This window comes from Rhizobium sp. CG5 (assembly GCF_023701945.1).
In the GTDB taxonomy this organism is placed as follows: Bacteria; Pseudomonadota; Alphaproteobacteria; order Rhizobiales; family Rhizobiaceae; genus Allorhizobium.
Map to the genome: position 1 here is coordinate 60,857 of NZ_JABAEF010000018.1, position 17,345 is coordinate 78,201.

General features: G+C 62.0%; 16 protein-coding genes. 8 read left to right on the top strand and 8 right to left on the bottom strand.

Annotated elements, in window-relative coordinates; genetic code table 11:
* Positions 1 to 167: 167 nt before the first annotated feature.
* The gene (locus HGO38_RS24190; protein WP_250958454.1) at positions 168 to 896 is read left to right on the top strand and encodes a carboxylesterase family protein; all 729 of its coding nucleotides are present in this window, start codon (positions 168 to 170) and stop codon (positions 894 to 896) included.
* Between the two features lie 136 nt (positions 897 to 1,032).
* Here HGO38_RS24190 and HGO38_RS24195 read toward each other — a convergent pair whose 3' ends face one another.
* Entirely contained in the window at positions 1,033 to 1,389 is a 357-nt protein-coding gene (locus tag HGO38_RS24195) for a DUF4406 domain-containing protein (RefSeq protein WP_250958377.1), read from the bottom strand.
* Between the two features lie 128 nt (positions 1,390 to 1,517).
* Here HGO38_RS24195 and HGO38_RS24200 point away from each other — a divergent pair, with 128 nt between their 5' ends.
* Both HGO38_RS24200 and HGO38_RS24205 read left to right on the top strand, forming a co-directional pair.
* Positions 1,518 to 2,273: a DeoR/GlpR family DNA-binding transcription regulator gene (locus tag HGO38_RS24200; RefSeq protein ID WP_250958378.1), complete on the top strand. Its 756-nt coding sequence runs from the start codon at positions 1,518 to 1,520 to the stop codon at positions 2,271 to 2,273.
* Between the two features lie 89 nt (positions 2,274 to 2,362).
* On the top strand, positions 2,363 to 2,743 hold the full coding sequence (locus tag HGO38_RS24205) for a hypothetical protein (RefSeq protein ID WP_250958379.1): 381 nt from the start codon (positions 2,363 to 2,365) through the stop codon (positions 2,741 to 2,743).
* Between the two features lie 128 nt (positions 2,744 to 2,871).
* On the opposite strand, the gene HGO38_RS24210 is transcribed toward HGO38_RS24205, so the two are convergent.
* A complete protein-coding gene (locus HGO38_RS24210) occupies positions 2,872 to 3,879 on the bottom strand; it encodes an asparaginase (RefSeq protein ID WP_250958380.1) in 1,008 nt (335 codons plus the stop codon).
* A 72-nt stretch (positions 3,880 to 3,951) separates the two neighbouring features.
* Here HGO38_RS24210 and HGO38_RS24215 point away from each other — a divergent pair, with 72 nt between their 5' ends.
* Complete coding sequence (locus tag HGO38_RS24215; RefSeq protein WP_250958381.1) at positions 3,952 to 4,689, top strand: DUF3750 domain-containing protein; 738 nt, start codon at positions 3,952 to 3,954, stop codon at positions 4,687 to 4,689.
* Positions 4,690 to 4,693: 4 nt separating this feature from the next.
* Here HGO38_RS24215 and HGO38_RS24220 read toward each other — a convergent pair whose 3' ends face one another.
* The 4 genes from HGO38_RS24220 to HGO38_RS24235 all read right to left on the bottom strand — a co-directional run bounded on the left by HGO38_RS24220 (position 4,694) and on the right by HGO38_RS24235 (position 11,017).
* Entirely contained in the window at positions 4,694 to 6,613 is a 1,920-nt protein-coding gene (locus HGO38_RS24220; RefSeq protein WP_250958382.1) for an O-linked N-acetylglucosamine transferase, SPINDLY family protein, read from the bottom strand.
* 438 nt (positions 6,614 to 7,051) lie between these two features.
* Positions 7,052 to 8,053 carry an NAD(P)H-quinone oxidoreductase gene (locus tag HGO38_RS24225; protein WP_250958383.1) on the bottom strand — a complete coding sequence of 334 codons (1,002 nt, stop codon included), beginning with the start codon at positions 8,051 to 8,053 and terminating at the stop codon, positions 7,052 to 7,054.
* An 83-nt stretch (positions 8,054 to 8,136) separates the two neighbouring features.
* Positions 8,137 to 9,942, bottom strand: coding sequence for a bifunctional diguanylate cyclase/phosphodiesterase (locus tag HGO38_RS24230; RefSeq protein ID WP_250958384.1), 1,806 nt, complete (start codon positions 9,940 to 9,942; stop codon positions 8,137 to 8,139).
* A gap of 94 nt (positions 9,943 to 10,036) precedes the next feature.
* Positions 10,037 to 11,017: a hypothetical protein gene (locus HGO38_RS24235; RefSeq protein WP_250958385.1), complete on the bottom strand. Its 981-nt coding sequence runs from the start codon at positions 11,015 to 11,017 to the stop codon at positions 10,037 to 10,039.
* A gap of 199 nt (positions 11,018 to 11,216) precedes the next feature.
* Here HGO38_RS24235 and betI point away from each other — a divergent pair, with 199 nt between their 5' ends.
* The 3 genes from betI to betB all read left to right on the top strand — a co-directional run bounded on the left by betI (position 11,217) and on the right by betB (position 14,972).
* Complete coding sequence (betI, locus tag HGO38_RS24240) at positions 11,217 to 11,873, top strand: transcriptional regulator BetI (protein WP_250958386.1); 657 nt, start codon at positions 11,217 to 11,219, stop codon at positions 11,871 to 11,873.
* Positions 11,874 to 11,979: 106 nt separating this feature from the next.
* The gene (betC, locus tag HGO38_RS24245; protein WP_250958387.1) at positions 11,980 to 13,506 is read left to right on the top strand and encodes a choline-sulfatase; all 1,527 of its coding nucleotides are present in this window, start codon (positions 11,980 to 11,982) and stop codon (positions 13,504 to 13,506) included.
* A gap of 2 nt (positions 13,507 to 13,508) precedes the next feature.
* A complete protein-coding gene (betB, locus tag HGO38_RS24250) occupies positions 13,509 to 14,972 on the top strand; it encodes a betaine-aldehyde dehydrogenase (protein ID WP_250958388.1) in 1,464 nt (487 codons plus the stop codon).
* Between the two features lie 10 nt (positions 14,973 to 14,982).
* Here the strand turns inward: betB and HGO38_RS24255 are convergent, their stop codons facing one another.
* Positions 14,983 to 15,345: a helix-turn-helix domain-containing protein gene (locus HGO38_RS24255; RefSeq protein ID WP_250958389.1), complete on the bottom strand. Its 363-nt coding sequence runs from the start codon at positions 15,343 to 15,345 to the stop codon at positions 14,983 to 14,985.
* A 6-nt stretch (positions 15,346 to 15,351) separates the two neighbouring features.
* Complete coding sequence (locus HGO38_RS24260; RefSeq protein ID WP_250958390.1) at positions 15,352 to 15,630, bottom strand: type II toxin-antitoxin system RelE family toxin; 279 nt, start codon at positions 15,628 to 15,630, stop codon at positions 15,352 to 15,354.
* A gap of 60 nt (positions 15,631 to 15,690) precedes the next feature.
* Here HGO38_RS24260 and betA point away from each other — a divergent pair, with 60 nt between their 5' ends.
* Entirely contained in the window at positions 15,691 to 17,343 is a 1,653-nt protein-coding gene (betA, locus tag HGO38_RS24265; RefSeq protein WP_250958391.1) for a choline dehydrogenase, read from the top strand.
* Positions 17,344 to 17,345: the final 2 nt, after the last annotated feature.

Consider the following 17,345-nt stretch of genomic DNA (forward strand, 5'->3'; position numbering starts at 1 on the left):
TCAAGGTGGTTGCGGATGATGTGGGGTGTTTGCGGTGTGAGGGGCTGGGGGGCCGCATAACCCCTTCCGTGAGCCGGTCCATCCTCCGGGTCAGTAGGCTTGAATTCTGGTTCTTCGGTTCCATTTCATGTGCCTGGAGGACAAATATCATGAAGGGAAGAGATCAAATGACGAGGAACATCATCGCGCTGGCTTTAACGGTCGTCATCGGAATGTGCAGCGCGGGCGCGGCGAATGCCGAGCAATTGGCAGACCGATCGAGCGCCAGCATCAAGAATGATCTCAATTATCTCATGTACACGCCAGACGACTATGCGTCGTCCGGCAAAGCCTATCCGCTTGTTGTATGGCTACACGGCGGCGATCAGGGCGGGGCCGATATCGAGAAAGTTAAATCGAGTGGCATTCCGAAACTGATCGAGGACGGAAAGGCATTCCCCTTCCTGGTGTTTTCGCCGCAGAATCCGAGTGAAGAACTGCTTTATCCGATCGAGAAAGTGAAGGCGGCCCTCGATGAGGTTATGTCGAAATATCGCGTCGATCGCACACGTGTCTATGTCATGGGGTTTAGTCGCGGTGGCTTCGGGACTTGGGCCATGGCAGAGCAGTTTCCCGAAACTTTTGCCGCTGTCGTTCCGATGGCGGGTGGCGGAAATCGTCACTACCTGAGCAGAACAAACGAAAAAGCCGCCTTCTGGGTCTTCCACGGCACCAATGATGCCGTCATCCCTTTGTCGGATTCGGTCGTGCTTTACGAGCGCCTCGTGGGCTTGAAACGCAATGCTCGTTTGAGCGTTCTCGAGGGTGTCGATCACTCGGGCGTCGAATGGGCCGCCTTAAAGGATCCAGAGCTGTGGAATTGGCTTTTGAAACAGCGTCTTGAGGTTGCTCCCTAAAATTTCGATCCGCAACGTGTCCCGCCGAATGTGAACGGCGCCTCGCCGGACAATCCTCGCATGCGGTCGCCACACCTCCCCGTCGCGAGAGTAAATGTGAGGCCCAGCACACCGTGTGCCGACCTCCCCCTGCCCGTTACGCGCAGCCCGGCACGTCCTCCAGCCGGTACCAGACCGGAATGCCGCGCTCGGTGGCGATGCGGACGTCGTTGTCGGCGCCCTTGGAGGCGCCGGGCAGGCGCAGCACGCCTTCGCACAATAGCAACAACCGGCCGGCGACGGGGTGGAAGATCGCCTCGTAGAGATCGTCGCCGATCGTCTTGCCACCCGCCGCATGCCAGATCGGCAGGGCCACCCATTCGCCGATCATCGGCACATGGCCGGCCTCAAACAGCGCATGGGACGGCGCTTCCAGGACCTTCAGATTGGCGGCCATCTTCTGCGGGTCGTCGCCCGTTCCGGAGCGATAGGGGCCGGCAATCAGGATCAGCATGTCTTTCTCCTTGGTGTTTTGCTCCCGCCTCATGCGGGAATTTGCACGATAATGCGTGATTTTTCTTGATTGTCGAGTCATCTGAATGCTATTTGTGGATTATCGTAAATTTTCGTGCAGGAGTCGGCATGCTGACCGAGCAGCGCAAGGCGCTTATTCTCGCCGCCCTTCAGAGCCGCGGCCAGGCGGTGGCCAAGGATCTGGCGGTGGAGCTTGGCGTCTCGGAGGACACGATCCGCCGCGACATGCGCGACATGGCGGCCGCCGGGCTGTTGAAGCGGGTGCATGGCGGCGCCCTGCCGCTGTCGCCCGAGCTGCCGGATCTGACCGTCCGCCGCAGCCTTTCGTCCGACGTCAAATCGGCGCTGGGGGCGAAGGCCGCAAGCCTGATCCAGCCGGGGCAGATGGTGTTTCTCGATGGCGGCACGACGACGGCTGCAATCGCCCGCCACCTGCCGCGCGATATCGCGCTCACCATCGCCACCCACAGCCCGACGATCGCCGCCGAATTCGAGCATCACGTCCACATCGAGGTGATCCTGATCGGCGGGCGGCTCTACAAGCATTCGATGGTCTCGGTCGGGGCGACGGCGATGTCCGCCATCGACGCGCTGCGCCCGGACCTGTTCTTCCTCGGCGTGACGGCGGTGCATGCCGTACACGGGCTGTCGACGGGCGATTTCGAGGAGGCGGCGATCAAGCGGCATATCGCTGAGGCGAGTGCGGAGACCTACCTGACGGCGACCACAGACAAACTCGACCGCCTGTCGCCCTGCCGGATCATGGCCCTCGACAAACTGTCGGGCCTGATCGTGCCGGCGGATACGGACGAGGCGGTGCTGGCACCCTATCGGGCGACGGGGATAGCGGTGATGGCGGGGTGAGCGGTTGGGCGCTCATTTTTCGCTCTTATTTGAGCTATATTTTTGCGATATTGCTTGCTGAGGAGTAGTTGGGAAGAGGACAAATAACAATGCAGATTACCATCTCCTCAAGCGAAGCCATCGAGATCATTTCTGCACGGTATGCCGGCAGCAAACCAATATCAAAGAACCCTCGTCCTGCGGATGCACAGTCTTTGGCTTGGTGGACGTCTAGCCCAAAAGATGAGCGCGTTGAGCAGGATCGGAAACGTGCGGCTCTTTCGCTTTACATGGATATTGCGTCGCGAGCGGTACAAGGTCTTCCGCCAAATACATTCCCAGCCGCATTCGCTTTTATTGATAGGACACGATATCGGCCGGACAAAGGAGTGATCAAGGCGCTCCTTCAAGCTGGAGCAATTGAGGAGTGCTTCGTCGCGAATGAGCTATGCTTTTCCCTGACAGTAGGCGGACAGCGGCTCATCTCTTAAGTGCCGCTGGGGGCCACCCGCGAGATAGAGTGAATAGTCGGGGCGCTTGGCGCCGCCAAAATCCACTGCGATTGAATCCACCCGCCATCCGTTCCGATATCGATCGGATCCAACCTCCCGCCTCACAATCATCCAAACAGCACATCCGTCACCCTGACATCGCCCACTGCCCGGCGGTTCCAGTTGTGCATGGTGTGGTTGGCCATGCCCATCAGAGAGGCCTGCTCGGGGCTGTCCTGCTCGACATAGCGGGCTAGCAAAGCGGCGATCATCGCTTCGGCGGCGCGGGTGGTGCCGTCTTCGCATTTGACCGCAATCGACAGGCCCTGGTCCGGCAGAATGGCGCAGAACACGCCTTCGGCGCCGGTTTTTGCGAAGATTTTTCCGGGTGCGATCTGCATGATCTCGGTGCAGGCGCGCTTGGTGCCGGCGACATAGAAGGGTTCCGCCATGCAGGCCTCGATCAGGCGTTTCGAGGCTTTGGCGCGCAAGGGTTCAAGGCCGGTGCCGGTGGCCATTTTGGCGAAACCGTGGGCGAGACCCTTCAGCGGCACGGCATAGGTCGGGATCGAGCAGCCGTCGGTGCCGCAGGTCTCGGTGCCCAGATGCGCGCCGGTCAGGCTCTGCATGGTGGCGCGGATTTCGGCCTGCAGCGGGTGATCGTATTCGACATAGCCCTTGGGATCATGGCCCATGTGGCAGCAGGCGCAGACGAAGCCGGAATGTTTGCCCGAGCAATTGTTGTGAAGCGCCGTCGGCCGGTCCATGGTGCGGGCCTGGTGGATCAGGGTGTTCTGGTCAAACGACCAGTGGGCGCCGCATTCCAGCGTGTCGACATCGCGGCCGGCGCGGGCCAGCATCGAAGCTGCAAGCTCGGCATGGGCGTCTTCGCCGGAATGGGAGGCGCAGGCGAAGGCCAGTTCCTTGTTGCCGAAGCCATAGGCGTCGGCCGCACCGCTTTCGACCAGCGGCAGTGCCTGCATGGCCTTGCAGGCCGAGCGCGGGAAGACAGGGGTGTCGATGTCGCCGGCGGCAAACACCACGGCGCCATCGCCATCGACCACCACGGCCATGCCGCGATGGCGGCTTTCGACCAGCGTGCCGCGGGTCACTTCAACGGTAACGGGATTGTGCATCTGCAAGCCTCAAAAAATTCCTGATTTGCATCGCTCATAGCAAACCACGATCCGATGCACGAGGCTTTGCCCATGAAATTCCTGAAACGACTGGTGCTGGCCGTGCTGGTGATCTTCGTGCTGCCGACGCTGGTCTCGGCCGGGCTCTGGGTCATCAAGGAGCGGCCGGCCAATTGGCGCGATGCCGACTGGTCGTCCTCCGGGCAATTGCCGCCGGCGCGGGAAGATCGCGAGGCGGCTATCTATGTGTTTTCGGCGATGACCGGCGGTTTGAAGGGCGCCATTGCCAGCCATGCCTGGATCGTCACCAAGCAGAAGGGCGGCGCGGAGTATCAACGCTATGACAAGGTCGGCTGGGGCAGCCCTATCCGCCGCAACCATCGCCCGCCGGATGCCTATTGGTATTCCAATGCGCCGCGGCTGGTGACGGAAGTGCATGGCGAGGCGGCTGAAAGGCTGATCCCCAAAGTCGAGCAGGCGATCGCCGACTATCCCTATGGCATGGCCGGCGGCTACCGCATCTATCCCGGCCCGAACTCCAATACTTTCGTGGCGCATGTGCTGCGACAAGTGCCGGAACTTGGCGCCGTGCTGCCGTCCGATGCGGTCGGCCGGGATTATCTGGCGGAGGGACGGGTGTTTTCGATCGACGCGGACGGCCGCGACATGCACCTGACCTATGACGGGCTGATTGGACTGGCGGCCGGCGTGCGCAGCGGGCTGGAAGTGCATTTCCTAGGGCTGGTGGCCGGCATCGATGTGCAGAATCCGGGCCTGAAGGTGCCGGGGCTTGGAACCTGGCGCTTCTGAGCGGTCAACGGCTGGTGAAGGGCGTGGAGCGTGCCGGCAGGGCTGGAACATCGATGTGGTCGGGCGGCTGCCCTGCCCTGGCCCGCTCGGCCATCATTTCATAGCCGCGCTCCAGATGGCGGGTGAAGCGTTCGCTGTCGAACAGCGGCGCGAGGAAGCGGTTGCTCTCCAGCCGCTGGCGAATCCCACGAAGAGCTGCGGGATCGGCGGCCAGCCGCACCGCCCGATCGACGAAATCGGCGGGATTGTCGGCCACCAGTTCCGGCACACCGGCGGCCTTCAGCAGGCTTTCGGAGACCCGCGCGGCAAAGGCCGTTCCCTTTTTCGTCAAGACAGGCAATCCGGCCCAGAGCATGTCGGATGTGGTGGTGTGGCCGTTATAGGGGAAGGTATCGAGGCCGAGATCGGCGAGCGGCAGGCGCGACACATGCTCGGCATAGGGCCGGTTGCCGGCAAAGACGATGCGGGTGGGAGACACGCCCTTCTCCGTCAGGGCGGCACCGAGATTGCGCCGGGCGATATCGGCGCCGCAGAGGATCCAGAACACGCTGTCCGGCACGGCGTTCAGCACCTCGGCCCACAGATCAACGGCGCCCGGCGTGATCTTGTAGGTGGCATTGAACGAGGCAAAGACAAAGGCGTCCTGTGGGAGGCCGTGGGCGGCGCGCGTCGAAGGTTGCGGCAGGGGGCGGGCCAGGGCCGTATTGGCCTGGTAGGTCTCCTGCAGGCGGCAGAGTTTTTCCGAATAGAAGGGCCGGCTGCTGTCGGGCGTCACCACGGGATCGGCGATGACATAGTCGAGATCGACGCCGGTGACGCTGCCGGGAAAGCCGAGATAGGTGACCTTGACCGGCGCATCTGAGAGATGGACGATCTCGAGCCGTGCGCCCATCGTGTGGCCCTTGAGATCGACGAGGATGTCGATGCCAAGATCGCGGATCATCTCTACCACCTGCGCGTCGCTCAGATCGAAGACCGGCACGATCGAGCGGCGCAGCGCCTCCGGCCAGTTGGCCTGCTGGGTGGCGGCATGGCGCTCGGTATGGCAGAGCAACACGATCTCGAATTTCTCCGGATCGTGTGCCGCCATCACCTCGCGAAACAGCGTCATGGTGGCGTGGCCAAAAAAGTCATTGGAGAGATAGGCAACGCGGATCTTCGTCCCCGGGGCTGAAAACGGCCGGCGCGGCACCGGCTGGCCGAGCCGGCCGGCGGAAAATTTCCGGGTCTCGTTGCTGGGGCGGCTGTTGAGCGCCTCATTCTCGCTCCAGAGGATACGGGCGAGCGGCGCCTCGCGCTGCAGCAGACGCTCGGCGTCCGGCCGGTCGGGGTCGGCCATCAGCGTTTCATAGGCCCGCATGGCCTCGAAATCGCAGACCTCGCGGGCGACGGTGTAGCGGGTCGACAGCAGGAAGGCATCGTCAGGGGCGGCGGCCAGCGCCGAGGTCAGAAAGGCGTAGAGTTCGTCGAAGCGGCCGGACAGCCTGTAGTGGTTGATCATCAGCGCCATATGCTGCGGATTGGCGCGATCAAGGCTTGCCAGCAATGGTTCAAGATCGCCGCGCCGGCCATTGGAAAACAGCAGGTTGGCCACCGTAAAGGCGAGGTCGGCGTCCGTGGGATTGAGCTGTGCGGCGCGCGGGCCGATCTTCAGCACCGCCTCGGTCAGGCCGAGCGCCAGGTAGAGCCGCACGGCAATCTTCATGAAACTCGCCGCCTTGTCGCCGGCAAAGCCGCCGGCCTGGGCAAAGGCATGCGCTGCGGCCAGCTGGTCGCCGGTCTTCAGGTGGATATTGCCGATCAGCGCCAAAGGGCCGACCGAGGCCGGATTGCCGGGGATGACGGCAGACTTGGCGAGCGACAGGGCCGCATCGTAGCGACCCGCCTGATAATCGCGCACCGCCTTTTCAAGTGAACCCTTCATGCCGTCCGTCCCCGCCATCCAAGGCGCCCGATCCGGTCGCCCCCGTTGCGGCCAGCGGTAGAGCCGCACCGTTGCACGAAACTGGCCATCCCGCCTGTTGTGATCGGTAGAATGCAAAAAGGGCCGCGCGAGGCGGCCCTTCCATGAGTTTGGTCCTGTTTCAGACCCGGACCGCCGGTCAGGCGACCCGTAGGAAGGCGCGTTCAGGCCGAGGGCTGCCCCGTCAAAACCATCACCTTAACCATGTCACGAACACAGACCGAAATCTCATTAGACATTGGATCACCTTCCTTTCGTTACGTTGTCGATGATCAAAAGGTAGGCGTGACGGTCGACGTCTGCAAGCCACATATTGTAAAACACCTGAGGCAATATGTGAGTTGCATTGCAGCAAAACTGGCTTATCATACGCCAACTTCCCAATGAGATTCCCTGGACTTAGCCGATCTGCATGACGATCTTGCCGATATGCCGGCTGCTTTCCATCAGCCGATGGGCCTCGACCACATCCTCGAAACCGACCACCGTATGGATGACAGGCGCCACCGTTCCGGCCTCCAAGAGCGGCCAGACCTGCGCCAGCAACTCGTCGCGGATGCCGCGTTTTTCTTCTGCCGTGCGCGGCCGCATGGTGGAGCCGGTGACCGTCAGGCGCTTGACCATGATCGGCCGCAGATCGACCTTGTCGGCCACCGCACCGCCCAGAAAAGCGATGATCGACAGGCAGCCGTCCTTGGCGAGCACGGAGAGGTTCTTGTCGAAATAGGCAGCCCCTATCATGTCGAGTACGATGTCGACGCCGCGCTTGCCGGTCTCGGCCTTGACCACTTCGGCGAAATCCTCGGTCTTGTAATTGATGGCGCGGCTGGCGCCCAGCCCAATGCAGGCCTGGCATTTCTCCACTGACCCGGCCGTCGTGTAGACGGTGGCGCCGAAGGCCTTTGCCAGCTGGATCGCCGTGGTGCCGATGCCGGACGTGCCGCCATGGATCAGCACGGTCTCGCCTTCGGTGAGGCCAGCCATCTGGAACAGATTGGCCCAGACGGTGAAGAAGGTTTCCGGCAGCGCCGCAGCCCTGACCGCATCATAGCCTTTCGGAAACGGCAGCGCCTGGCCGGCGGGCAGGACGCAGTACTCTGCATAACCGCCGCCATTGGCCAGCCCGCAGACACGATCGCCCAGCGCATACTCGGTCACATCGGCCCCGAGCGCCACCACTTCGCCGGCCACTTCGAGGCCAAGGATCGGGCTTGCATCTTTGGGCGCCGGATAGGTGCCCTGGCGCTGCGCCACATCGGGCCGGTTGACGCCGGCTGCTTCGACCTTCAGCAGGATCTCGCCTGGCCCCGGCTGCGGCACCGGGCCGGTCGAAAACGCCATGACCTCCGGAGCGCCGAAGGCGGGCAGATCGACAAAACGCATGGTGGCGGTAAGGGTCATCGAGGAACTCCTGTGCATCGTTTCCGTGATCAGCACATAGAGCAGGGCCTCTGTGTTGAAAAGGAGGTCGATTGCCGCGGCCCCTACTCCGTCTGCCCGAACTCCCGCAGCACCAGGCCGCTGTCGCTGTCCTTGGCGCGTTTCTTGACCTCGGCGATCTCGGCGCTGACACGGTTGATATCGTCGAGCACCAGGCCGCGGGGCAGCGACAGAACGCCGATCGAGCAGCGCATCAGGGCAAAATCCCGCTCGACGCCCGAGCGATCATGGCCGCGGATATGGCCGCTCAACCGGTCGCTGTCGGAATAGAGGGTGATGACATCGTCGTGGAAATCCGACAGCAGCCGGTCGAGGATCTCGGTCAGTTCCGCTTCCGTCCAGTCGCTGACGCCGATGAAGAAATCGTCGCCGCCGACATGGCCGAGAAAATCGCCTTCGGAGAAGAAGTAGCGGCGCAGCAGGGCGGCAAACAGGCTGATGGCATGGTCGCCGAGGTGAAAGCCGTAGTGATCGTTGAACGGTTTGAAATTGTCGAAATCGCAATAGCAGAAAAAGCGGTCTTCATCGCCGTCGCGGCCGGAATCCTGCATGAAGTCGCGGATGGCGTGGTTGCCCGGCAGGCCGGTCAGCGGGTTCTGGTCCTGGGCCAGCTTCAGCTGCTTCTCGTTGATGACGCGGATCAGCGAGGCGGCCGAGACGACGCCGGCATAGCGCATGTTCTCGGTCAGCAGCACGCAGTCGCTGCCCTCCATATTGGCAAAGATCGACATCAGCCGATCGGCATCGGCATCGAGCCCGACGATCGGGGCGCGGTCGACGAAATGGGAGATCGAGCGCTCGTAGACCTTGTTCTTCAGGAGATCGCGGCCGAAAGGCTGGTAGATGAATTCCTTGAGGTGGAATTCGTTGATGATGCCGCGCGGTTCGCCATTGGCGTTGAGCACCGGAAAGAAGGACTGGCGCGGATTGCGGCGGAACAGGTCGAAGACGCTGTCGATGCTTTCGTGTTCAAACACGGTCGGCAGGCGCTCGATCTGCTTGCGGATCAGGATTTCGTCGAGCGATTGGGTGCTGCGACGGCTCTTGCCGATATCCTGCAGGTGCGGAAAGGACGGTTTCAGCTCCGACAGGAAGGTGGTCGGCTTGGCGATGAACCAGCCCTGCACCAGATCGACGCCGAATTCCCGGCAGGTGACGAATTCCTGCTCGGTCTCGATGCCTTCGGCAATCACCCGGACGCCGAGCACATGGGCGATGTTGACGATGTTCTTGACCAGGTGGCGGCGGCGCGGGCTCTTGTCGAGATCGGCGATGAGATGGCGGTCGATCTTCATGTAGTCGATCGGATAGTCGCAGAGCAGCTTCATTTCAGCGTGGCCGACGCCGAAGTCGTCGATCGCCAGCTTGAAGCCGGCGCGGCGCATGCGATCGACCAGATCGGGGAACTCCGGCACCTGGGTATTGTCGAAGCGTTCCGACAGTTCAAAGCAGATCGACGATGGCGGGATATTCGCCTTGGCGAGATGGGCCAGCAGCGATTCGATCAGCACCTTGCCATGCGGGATCAGCCGGACGTCGAGATTGAGAAACAGGGTGGCGCTGGCGAAATCGGGAATGGTGGCGAATTTGGCAAGCGCCCGGCTGGAGACCATCTGCTCCAGCGCCAGCAGATGGCCGGTTGCAGCGGCCTGATCGAGAATCTCGAGCGGCGTGTTGAAACCGATCCTCTCCTGGCCGCGCATCAGCGATTCATAGCCGAAGACGACACCCGTGCCGACCTCGACGATCGGCTGAAAGGCATTCTCGACAACCAGCTTAGCCAATGTCAGAAGCTGATCATTGGCGAACCGGCGCAAAACTCCGGTCTCCACCGCGGCACTCAAGTTCATGATCTTCTCCAAAAGTCCTTGTGTTTTATAGCAAGGACCTTCCGGGCAAATCCTCAAGATTTCCTTGCCGAGACGGAAATGGAGGATGAAACTTTTATGACAATCCGCGGCGCGTCAAAAATGGCCAAACAACTGAAAAGAAACGTTTTCTGGGAACGCAACCCTGGGGAAGCATGGTTTGGTCGGCCGGCTCCTCGACGTCATGGAAGGCGCAGCCGAGGGAAGCGATGCGCGCCTTGTCGGCCCGGTAGCGGGCGCTGAGAGCCTCGACCGTGGCCTTATCCTCGATCTGCACCTTGGCGACAGGCGGGTCAAATTCAAAAAAGCGCAGTGTATTGCCAAGACGAATGCGTTCCTCCTTTGACACAAAGCCTTGCGCAGCCTCAAGGATCTGCAATCCCTTGGCGCTCAGCGACGGATTGGCGTCGCGGGCCGTTCGGGGCTCGACAAGCTCGACATGCGCACCGCCGGACAACAGGCGATAGGGAAGCTGCGGATCGGCCCTGAACGCCTCGTAGGTCCAGACGGTGACATTTTCGGCGCCAGCGATGGCTATCATGTCGGCCGCCAGATCGGCCCAGCCGCGTCCGCTGTCCTGCAGCTTGCCGACAAAGGCCGGAATACTGGGCATCTCGAATTTGCGCAGCAGTTGCAGATAGGCCGAGACGAAAAACGCGTCATAGGCGCGGATGCAGAGGAAATAGTGGCGATCATGAGCCTTGGCGGATTCGTGCACCAGGCGCATGTTGCGACCAAGCTGGGTGTAGAGACGGCCCTTCAACAGGTGCGGCAAGGGGCCGGCGAGGTTTTCCTCCGTCACGATGGCACGGGGCAAACCTTCATGCGGGGCAATCTGGGCTTCGAAAAGGTCTGACAAACGGCTGCGTTGCAGCGTGTCGAGAAGGCTCGGCATTTGGGCCAGACTGGCCATGGGATGATAATAGCCCTTGCGGAACGCCCCAAGCGACACATAGCCCACACCTTGCTCGGAAAGCGCCTTGCGATTGCGCAGAAGAACGTGTTGCATGGCGCTGGTGCCTGTCTTGTGCACGCCCATATGGATATTCAGTTTCATTGCCTGCCCTGCTACGCTGAAGAATATCTGTCTTAGAGCGGTTTTTCATCCGATTTGCCAGCCGCCTGTCATGGCAATCTTTCCCGTGACCGGCAATCGTCATGGGCTCAAGCGGGGGCTTGCAGTCCCACCGCATTTCATGTTTTTATTGATTGACCCATCAATCAATAAAAATGCCTGCCCAATTTAAAGGACGCCTATGCCGAAGGTCGGAATGGAACCGGTGCGCCGCAAGGCGCTTGTCGATGCCGCCTTGCGGGCCATCGGTCATCACGGGTCGCTCAGCGTCACCATGTCGGACATCGCCCGCGAGGCCGGGGTGTCGGCGGCGCTGGCGCATCACTATTTCGGCTCCAAGGAGCAATTGCTGATCGAGACGATCCGCTCGCTGCTGCAGCAATTGCGGGCCGATGCGGTCACCGCGCTGCGGACGGCGACCACGCCAGCGGAGCGGCTTTCGGCCGTGATCCGGGTCAGCTTCCAGTCCGACCAGTTCGCCGCCGACACCATCGCCGCCTGGCTTGCCTTTTATGTCGAGGCGCAGCGCTCGGACCTGGTGCGCCGGCTGCTGGTCATCTATGCGCGGCGCCTGCGCTCCAACCTGCTGGCCGATCTCAAGACGCTTTGTCCGGCCGATGACGCGGGACGGATTGCCGAAGGCGCGGCTGCGATGATCGACGGGCTCTATATCCGGCAAAGTCTGCGCTCGGCACCGCTCAGCATCGAAGCCTCGGTGGCGCTGGTCGAGGATTATGTGCAAGGGCAATTGGCGATGATATCGGCCGCACGAACAGTCAAAACAGCCCCTCATCCCCCTGCCGGGACCTTCTCCCCGCAGGCGGGGAGAAGGGGCTAGCTGCAACGTCGGCGTCCTGTCGCCTTCGCCCCGCTCGCGGGGAGAAGGTCCCGGCAGGGGGATGAGGGGCACGCTACACGCAGGACAGGAACAATAGAGAAAACGCATGGCCCATAAACCCAATATCCTGATCATCATGGTCGACCAGTTGAACGGGACGTTTTTTCCCGATGGGCCGGCGGAGTTTCTGCATGCGCCGCATCTGAAAAGCCTGGCCGAGCGGTCGGCGCGGTTTCGCAACAATTATACGTCCTCGCCGCTCTGCGCGCCGGCGCGGGCCTCGTTCATGGCCGGGCAATTGCCGAGCCGCACGCAGGTCTATGACAATGCCGCCGAATATGTCTCGTCGATCCCGACCTATGCCCATCACCTGCGCCGCGCCGGCTATTATACCGCGCTGTCGGGCAAGATGCATTTCGTCGGGCCGGACCAGTTGCACGGTTTCGAGGAGCGGCTGACCACCGACATCTACCCGGCCGATTTCGGCTGGACGCCGGATTACCGCAAGCCCGGCGAGCGCATCGACTGGTGGTATCACAATCTCGGCTCGGTGACCGGCGCCGGCGTCGCCGAGATCACCAACCAGATGGAATATGACGACGAGGTCGCTTTTCTGGCCAACCAGAAGCTCTATCATCTCTCGCGCGAAAACGACGATCCTGAGCGCCGGCCGTGGTGCCTGACGGTGTCCTTCACCCATCCGCACGATCCTTACGTGGCGCGCAAGACATTCTGGGATCTCTACGAGGATTGCCAATACCTGATGCCGGAGGTCGGCGCCCTGCCCGAAAGCCAACAGGATCCGCATTCCAAGCGCATCATCCATTCCTGCGACTATGCCAATTTCGACGTGACGGAGGAGCATATCCGCCGCTCGCGCCAGGCCTATTTCGCCAATATCTCCTATCTCGACGAAAAGGTCGGAGAGCTGATCGACACGCTGACGCGCACCCGCATGCTGGACGACACGTTCATCCTGTTCTGCTCCGACCATGGCGACATGCTCGGCGAGCGCGGGCTGTGGTTCAAGATGAACTTCTTCGAAGGCTCGGCCCGCGTGCCGCTGATGGTGGCCGGTCCCGGCATCACCCCCGGCCTGCATGTCACGCCGACCTCCAATCTCGACATCACGCCCACCATGGCCGAACTTGCCGGCATTTCGATCGCCGAAATCGAACCCTGGACCGACGGCATGAGCCTGACCGGCATGATGAAGGGCGAGAGCCGCTCAGCGCCGGTGCTGATGGAATATGCCGCGGAAGGCTCCTATGCGCCGCTGGTCGCCATCCGCGAGGGCAAGTGGAAATATATCCATTGCACGCTCGACCCGGACCAGTTGTTCGACCTGGAAACCGACCCGCAGGAGCTCAACAATCTGGCCGCCCTGCCCGGCTATACCGATCTGCTTTCCTATTTCACCGCGATGCGCAAGGCGCGCTGGGACATGGCTGCCTTTGACGCCGCCGTGCGCGAAAGCCAGGCGCGGCGCTGGGTGGTCTACGAGGCGCTGCGCAACGGCAGCTATTTCCCCTGGGATTACCAGCCGCTGCAGAAGGCCTCCGAGCGCTACATGCGCAACCACATGGACCTCAACATCCTCGAAGAATCCAAACGTTATCCGCGCGGAGAATGATCATGAAAGCCCAACCGAAAGCCTCGCACTTCATCGACGGCGCCTATGTCGAGGACACCGCCGGCACGGTGATCGAGAGCCTTTATCCGGCGACCGGCGAAGTGATCGCCCGGCTGCATGCGGCAACGCCTGCGATCGTCGAGCAGGCGATCGCCTCGGCCAAGCGGGCGCAGAAGGAATGGGCGGCACTAAGCCCGATGGCGCGCGGCCGCATTCTCAAAAATGCCGCGGCGATCATGCGGATCCGCAACCGCGAACTGTCGGAGCTGGAAACGCTCGACACCGGCAAGCCGATCCAGGAAACCATCGTCGCCGACCCGACATCGGGCGCTGATGCGCTGGAATTTTTCGGCGGCATTGCGCCCTCGGCGATGAACGGCAGCCAGATTCCGCTGGGCTCCGACTGGGCCTATACCAAGCGGGTGCCGCTCGGCGTGGTGGTCGGCATCGGGGCCTGGAACTATCCCCAGCAGATCGCCTGCTGGAAGGCGGCCCCGGCGCTTGTCGCCGGCAATGCCATGGTGTTCAAGCCGTCGGAAATGACGCCGCTGGGGGCGCTGAAGATCGCCGAGATCCTGATCGAGGCCGGCCTGCCGAAGGGCGTGTTCAACGTCATCCAGGGCGACCGCGACACCGGTCCTTTACTGGTCAACCATCCTGATGTCGCGAAAGTGTCGCTGACCGGCTCGGTGCCGACCGGTCGCAAGGTGGCGGCGGCGGCGGCAGGCAACCTCAAGCATGTGACGATGGAGCTTGGCGGCAAATCGCCGATCATCGTCTTCGACGATGCCGATCTCGACAGCGCGATCGGCGGCGCCATGCTCGGCAATTTCTACTCGACCGGCCAGGTCTGCTCGAACGGCACGCGCGTCTTCGTGCACAGCGCCATCAAGACGGAGTTTCTGAAGCGCCTGAAGGCCCGCACGGAAAAGATCCTGATCGGCGATCCGACCGACGAGGCGACGCAGATGGGGCCGATGGTGTCGTTTGCGCAGCGCGAAAAGGTGCTCGGCTATATCGAAAAGGGCAGAGCCGAAGGCGCGACGCTTTTGACCGGCGGCGGCATTCCCAACACGGTGTCGGGCGAAGGCTATTACGTGCAGCCGACGGTGTTTGCCGATGTCACCGACGGCATGACCATCGCGCGGGAAGAGATATTCGGGCCTGTCATGTGCGTGCTCGATTTCGACGACGAGTCGGATGTGATCGCCCGGGCCAATGACACCGAATTCGGCCTGGCCGGCGGCGTCTTCACCGCCGACATGGCGCGGGCCCACCGGGTGGTCGACCAGCTCGAGGCCGGCACGCTGTGGATCAACACCTACAATCTCTGCCCGGTGGAAATGCCGTTCGGCGGCTCGAAACAATCCGGCTTCGGGCGGGAAAATTCGGAAGCAGCCCTGGAGCACTACAGCGAGCTGAAGACGATCTATGTCGGCATGGGCCGAGTCGAGGCGCCGTATTGAGATGAGCGGCTCAGTCGGCCTTATCAACCACGAGATCGTCGAGATCGACCTTCAATGCGGTGGCGATGCGCTTCAGCACGTCGACACTGCCGGTCTTTCTTCCGGTCTCGATTTCAGACAGGTAGGGCTGCGAAATGCCGGCCGCGGCAGCGAGCTCGGAAACGGTCATGCCGCGGTAGGTGCGGAAGATCCGCACGGCATTTCCGCCATTGGCGCGAGCCTCGACGATTTCCAGAGGCCAGGTTTCTTCCCCTGCGGCAATCCCAGCCAGGACCGCGTTCGCTCTCATTCCATCAACGAGATCTTCGTAATCTTCTTCACTCAGCAGGACATAGGCCTTGCCGTCGATGTCGAACCGCTTGATATCGCCCATTGTGGCTCACTCCTTGTAGATACTGCCGCGCGGGCCTGCGTCCATGACCAAGACGATCCTGCCCTTATCATCGATGATGACGCGATCCTGCCCGACCCTGATGCGGTAGAGATTTCCACCCTTCATCTTCTTGATGTCGACCACGTCTCCGCGCGCATAGGCTTTGACTTTTTCAATGATCGCCAGCCGCCGTTTCGGCTGCATGCGCATCAGCGCTTTATCGGCAAGCCGGGATACCACGACCTCTTTCATTCCGACACCGTCGCCCTGAGCTATACCGCGCATGCGGATTATAGCGCATCGCAATACACCTGTCACTCTTTCCAATAGACCGTCGGGAGCCCCATGAACCAGGCAGACTTCATCATCATCGGTTCCGGCTCGGCCGGCTCGGCGCTGGCTTATCGGCTGTCGGAGGATGGCAAGCATTCGGTGATCGTGCTGGAATATGGCGGCTCGGATTTCGGGCCATTCATCCAGATGCCGGCGGCCCTTGCCTGGCCGATGAGCATGAAGCGCTACAATTGGGGTTATCTCTCCGAACCCGAGCCGAATCTCAACAACCGCCGCATCACCGCGCCGCGCGGCAAGGTGCTGGGCGGCTCGTCGTCGATCAATGGTCTGGTCTATGTGCGGGGCCACGCCGAGGATTTCAACAACTGGGAAGAGCTTGGCGCGCGCGGCTGGGCCTATGCCGACGTTCTCCCCTATTTCAAGCGCATGGAGCACAGCCATGGCGGAGAATCCGGCTGGCGCGGCACGGACGGGCCGCTGCATGTACAGCGCGGGCCGGTCCACAATCCGCTGTTCCATGCCTTCATCAAGGCCGGCCAGCAGGCCGGATTCGAGACGACGGAAGACTGTAACGGCTGCAAGCAGGAGGGCTTTGGCCTGATGGAGCAGACCATCCACCAGGGCCGGCGCTGGTCGGCGGCCAATGCCTATCTGCGGCCGGCGCTGAAGCGCGACAATTGCCGGGTGATCCATTGTTTCGCCCGCAAGGTGGTGATCGAGAACGGTCGCGCGGTTGGCGTCGAGATCGAGCGGGCCGGGAAAATCGAGGTGGTGAAGGCTAATCGCGAGGTGATCGTCTCGGCCTCGTCGTTCAACTCGCCGAAACTCTTGATGCTGTCGGGCATCGGTCCGGCCGATCACCTGAAAGAGATGGGGATCGAGGTCAAGGTCGACCGGCCGGGGGTCGGCGCCAACTTGCAGGATCATATGGAATTCTACTTCCAGCAGGTCTCCACCAAGCCGGTCAGCCTCTATTCCTGGCTGCCGTGGTTCTGGCAGGGGGTGGCGGGCGCGCAATGGTTGTTGTCGAAGGGCGGGCTTGGCGCCTCCAACCAGTTCGAGGCCTGCGCCTTCCTGCGCTCCAGCGCCGGCGTCAAGCGGCCTGATATCCAGTATCATTTCCTGCCCGTGGCGATTTCCTACGATGGCAAGGCGGCCGCCAAGAGCCACGGCTTCCAGGCCCATGTCGGCTACAACCTGTCGAAATCGCGCGGCAGCGTGACGCTGCGCTCCTCCGATCCGATGGCCGATCCGGTCATCCGTTTCAACTATATGAGCCATCCCGAAGACTGGGAAAAGTTTCGCCACTGCGTGCGGCTGACCCGCGAGATCTTTGGCCAGCAGGCCTTCGACGAATTCCGCGGACCGGAAATCCAGCCGGGCGAAGCGCTGCAGAGCGACGAGCAGATCGACGACTTCCTGAGCGAACACCTGGAGAGCGCCTATCACCCCTGCGGCACCTGCCGGATGGGCGACAGCCGCGATCCGATGGCGGTGGTGGATCCGGAAACGCGGGTGATCGGCGTCGAGGGTCTGCGGGTCGCCGACAGCTCGATCTTCCCGCATGTCACCTATGGCAATCTCAACGGCCCATCGATCATGACCGGAGAAAAGGCCGCCGACCACATCCTCGGCAAGCAGCCCCTGCCCCGCTCGAACCAGGAACCGTGGATGAACCCGCGCTGGGAGACGAGCGATCGGTAAGG

What these genes read in the sequence shown, in the direction of transcription:
- HGO38_RS24190 (WP_250958454.1), top strand. Translation starts at nt 168, where the DNA reads ATGACGAGGAACATCATCGCGCTGGCTTTAACGGTCGTCATCGGAATG.
- HGO38_RS24195 (WP_250958377.1), bottom strand. Translation starts at nt 1,389, where the DNA reads ATGCTGATCCTGATTGCCGGCCCCTATCGCTCCGGAACGGGCGACGAC.
- HGO38_RS24200 (WP_250958378.1), top strand. Translation starts at nt 1,518, where the DNA reads ATGCTGACCGAGCAGCGCAAGGCGCTTATTCTCGCCGCCCTTCAGAGC.
- HGO38_RS24205 (WP_250958379.1), top strand. Translation starts at nt 2,363, where the DNA reads ATGCAGATTACCATCTCCTCAAGCGAAGCCATCGAGATCATTTCTGCA.
- HGO38_RS24210 (WP_250958380.1), bottom strand. Translation starts at nt 3,879, where the DNA reads ATGCACAATCCCGTTACCGTTGAAGTGACCCGCGGCACGCTGGTCGAA.
- HGO38_RS24215 (WP_250958381.1), top strand. Translation starts at nt 3,952, where the DNA reads ATGAAATTCCTGAAACGACTGGTGCTGGCCGTGCTGGTGATCTTCGTG.
- HGO38_RS24220 (WP_250958382.1), bottom strand. Translation starts at nt 6,613, where the DNA reads ATGAAGGGTTCACTTGAAAAGGCGGTGCGCGATTATCAGGCGGGTCGC.
- HGO38_RS24225 (WP_250958383.1), bottom strand. Translation starts at nt 8,053, where the DNA reads ATGACCCTTACCGCCACCATGCGTTTTGTCGATCTGCCCGCCTTCGGC.
- HGO38_RS24230 (WP_250958384.1), bottom strand. Translation starts at nt 9,942, where the DNA reads ATGAACTTGAGTGCCGCGGTGGAGACCGGAGTTTTGCGCCGGTTCGCC.
- HGO38_RS24235 (WP_250958385.1), bottom strand. Translation starts at nt 11,017, where the DNA reads ATGAAACTGAATATCCATATGGGCGTGCACAAGACAGGCACCAGCGCC.
- betI (WP_250958386.1), top strand. Translation starts at nt 11,217, where the DNA reads ATGCCGAAGGTCGGAATGGAACCGGTGCGCCGCAAGGCGCTTGTCGAT.
- betC (WP_250958387.1), top strand. Translation starts at nt 11,980, where the DNA reads ATGGCCCATAAACCCAATATCCTGATCATCATGGTCGACCAGTTGAAC.
- betB (WP_250958388.1), top strand. Translation starts at nt 13,509, where the DNA reads ATGAAAGCCCAACCGAAAGCCTCGCACTTCATCGACGGCGCCTATGTC.
- HGO38_RS24255 (WP_250958389.1), bottom strand. Translation starts at nt 15,345, where the DNA reads ATGGGCGATATCAAGCGGTTCGACATCGACGGCAAGGCCTATGTCCTG.
- HGO38_RS24260 (WP_250958390.1), bottom strand. Translation starts at nt 15,630, where the DNA reads ATGCGCGGTATAGCTCAGGGCGACGGTGTCGGAATGAAAGAGGTCGTG.
- betA (WP_250958391.1), top strand. Translation starts at nt 15,691, where the DNA reads ATGAACCAGGCAGACTTCATCATCATCGGTTCCGGCTCGGCCGGCTCG.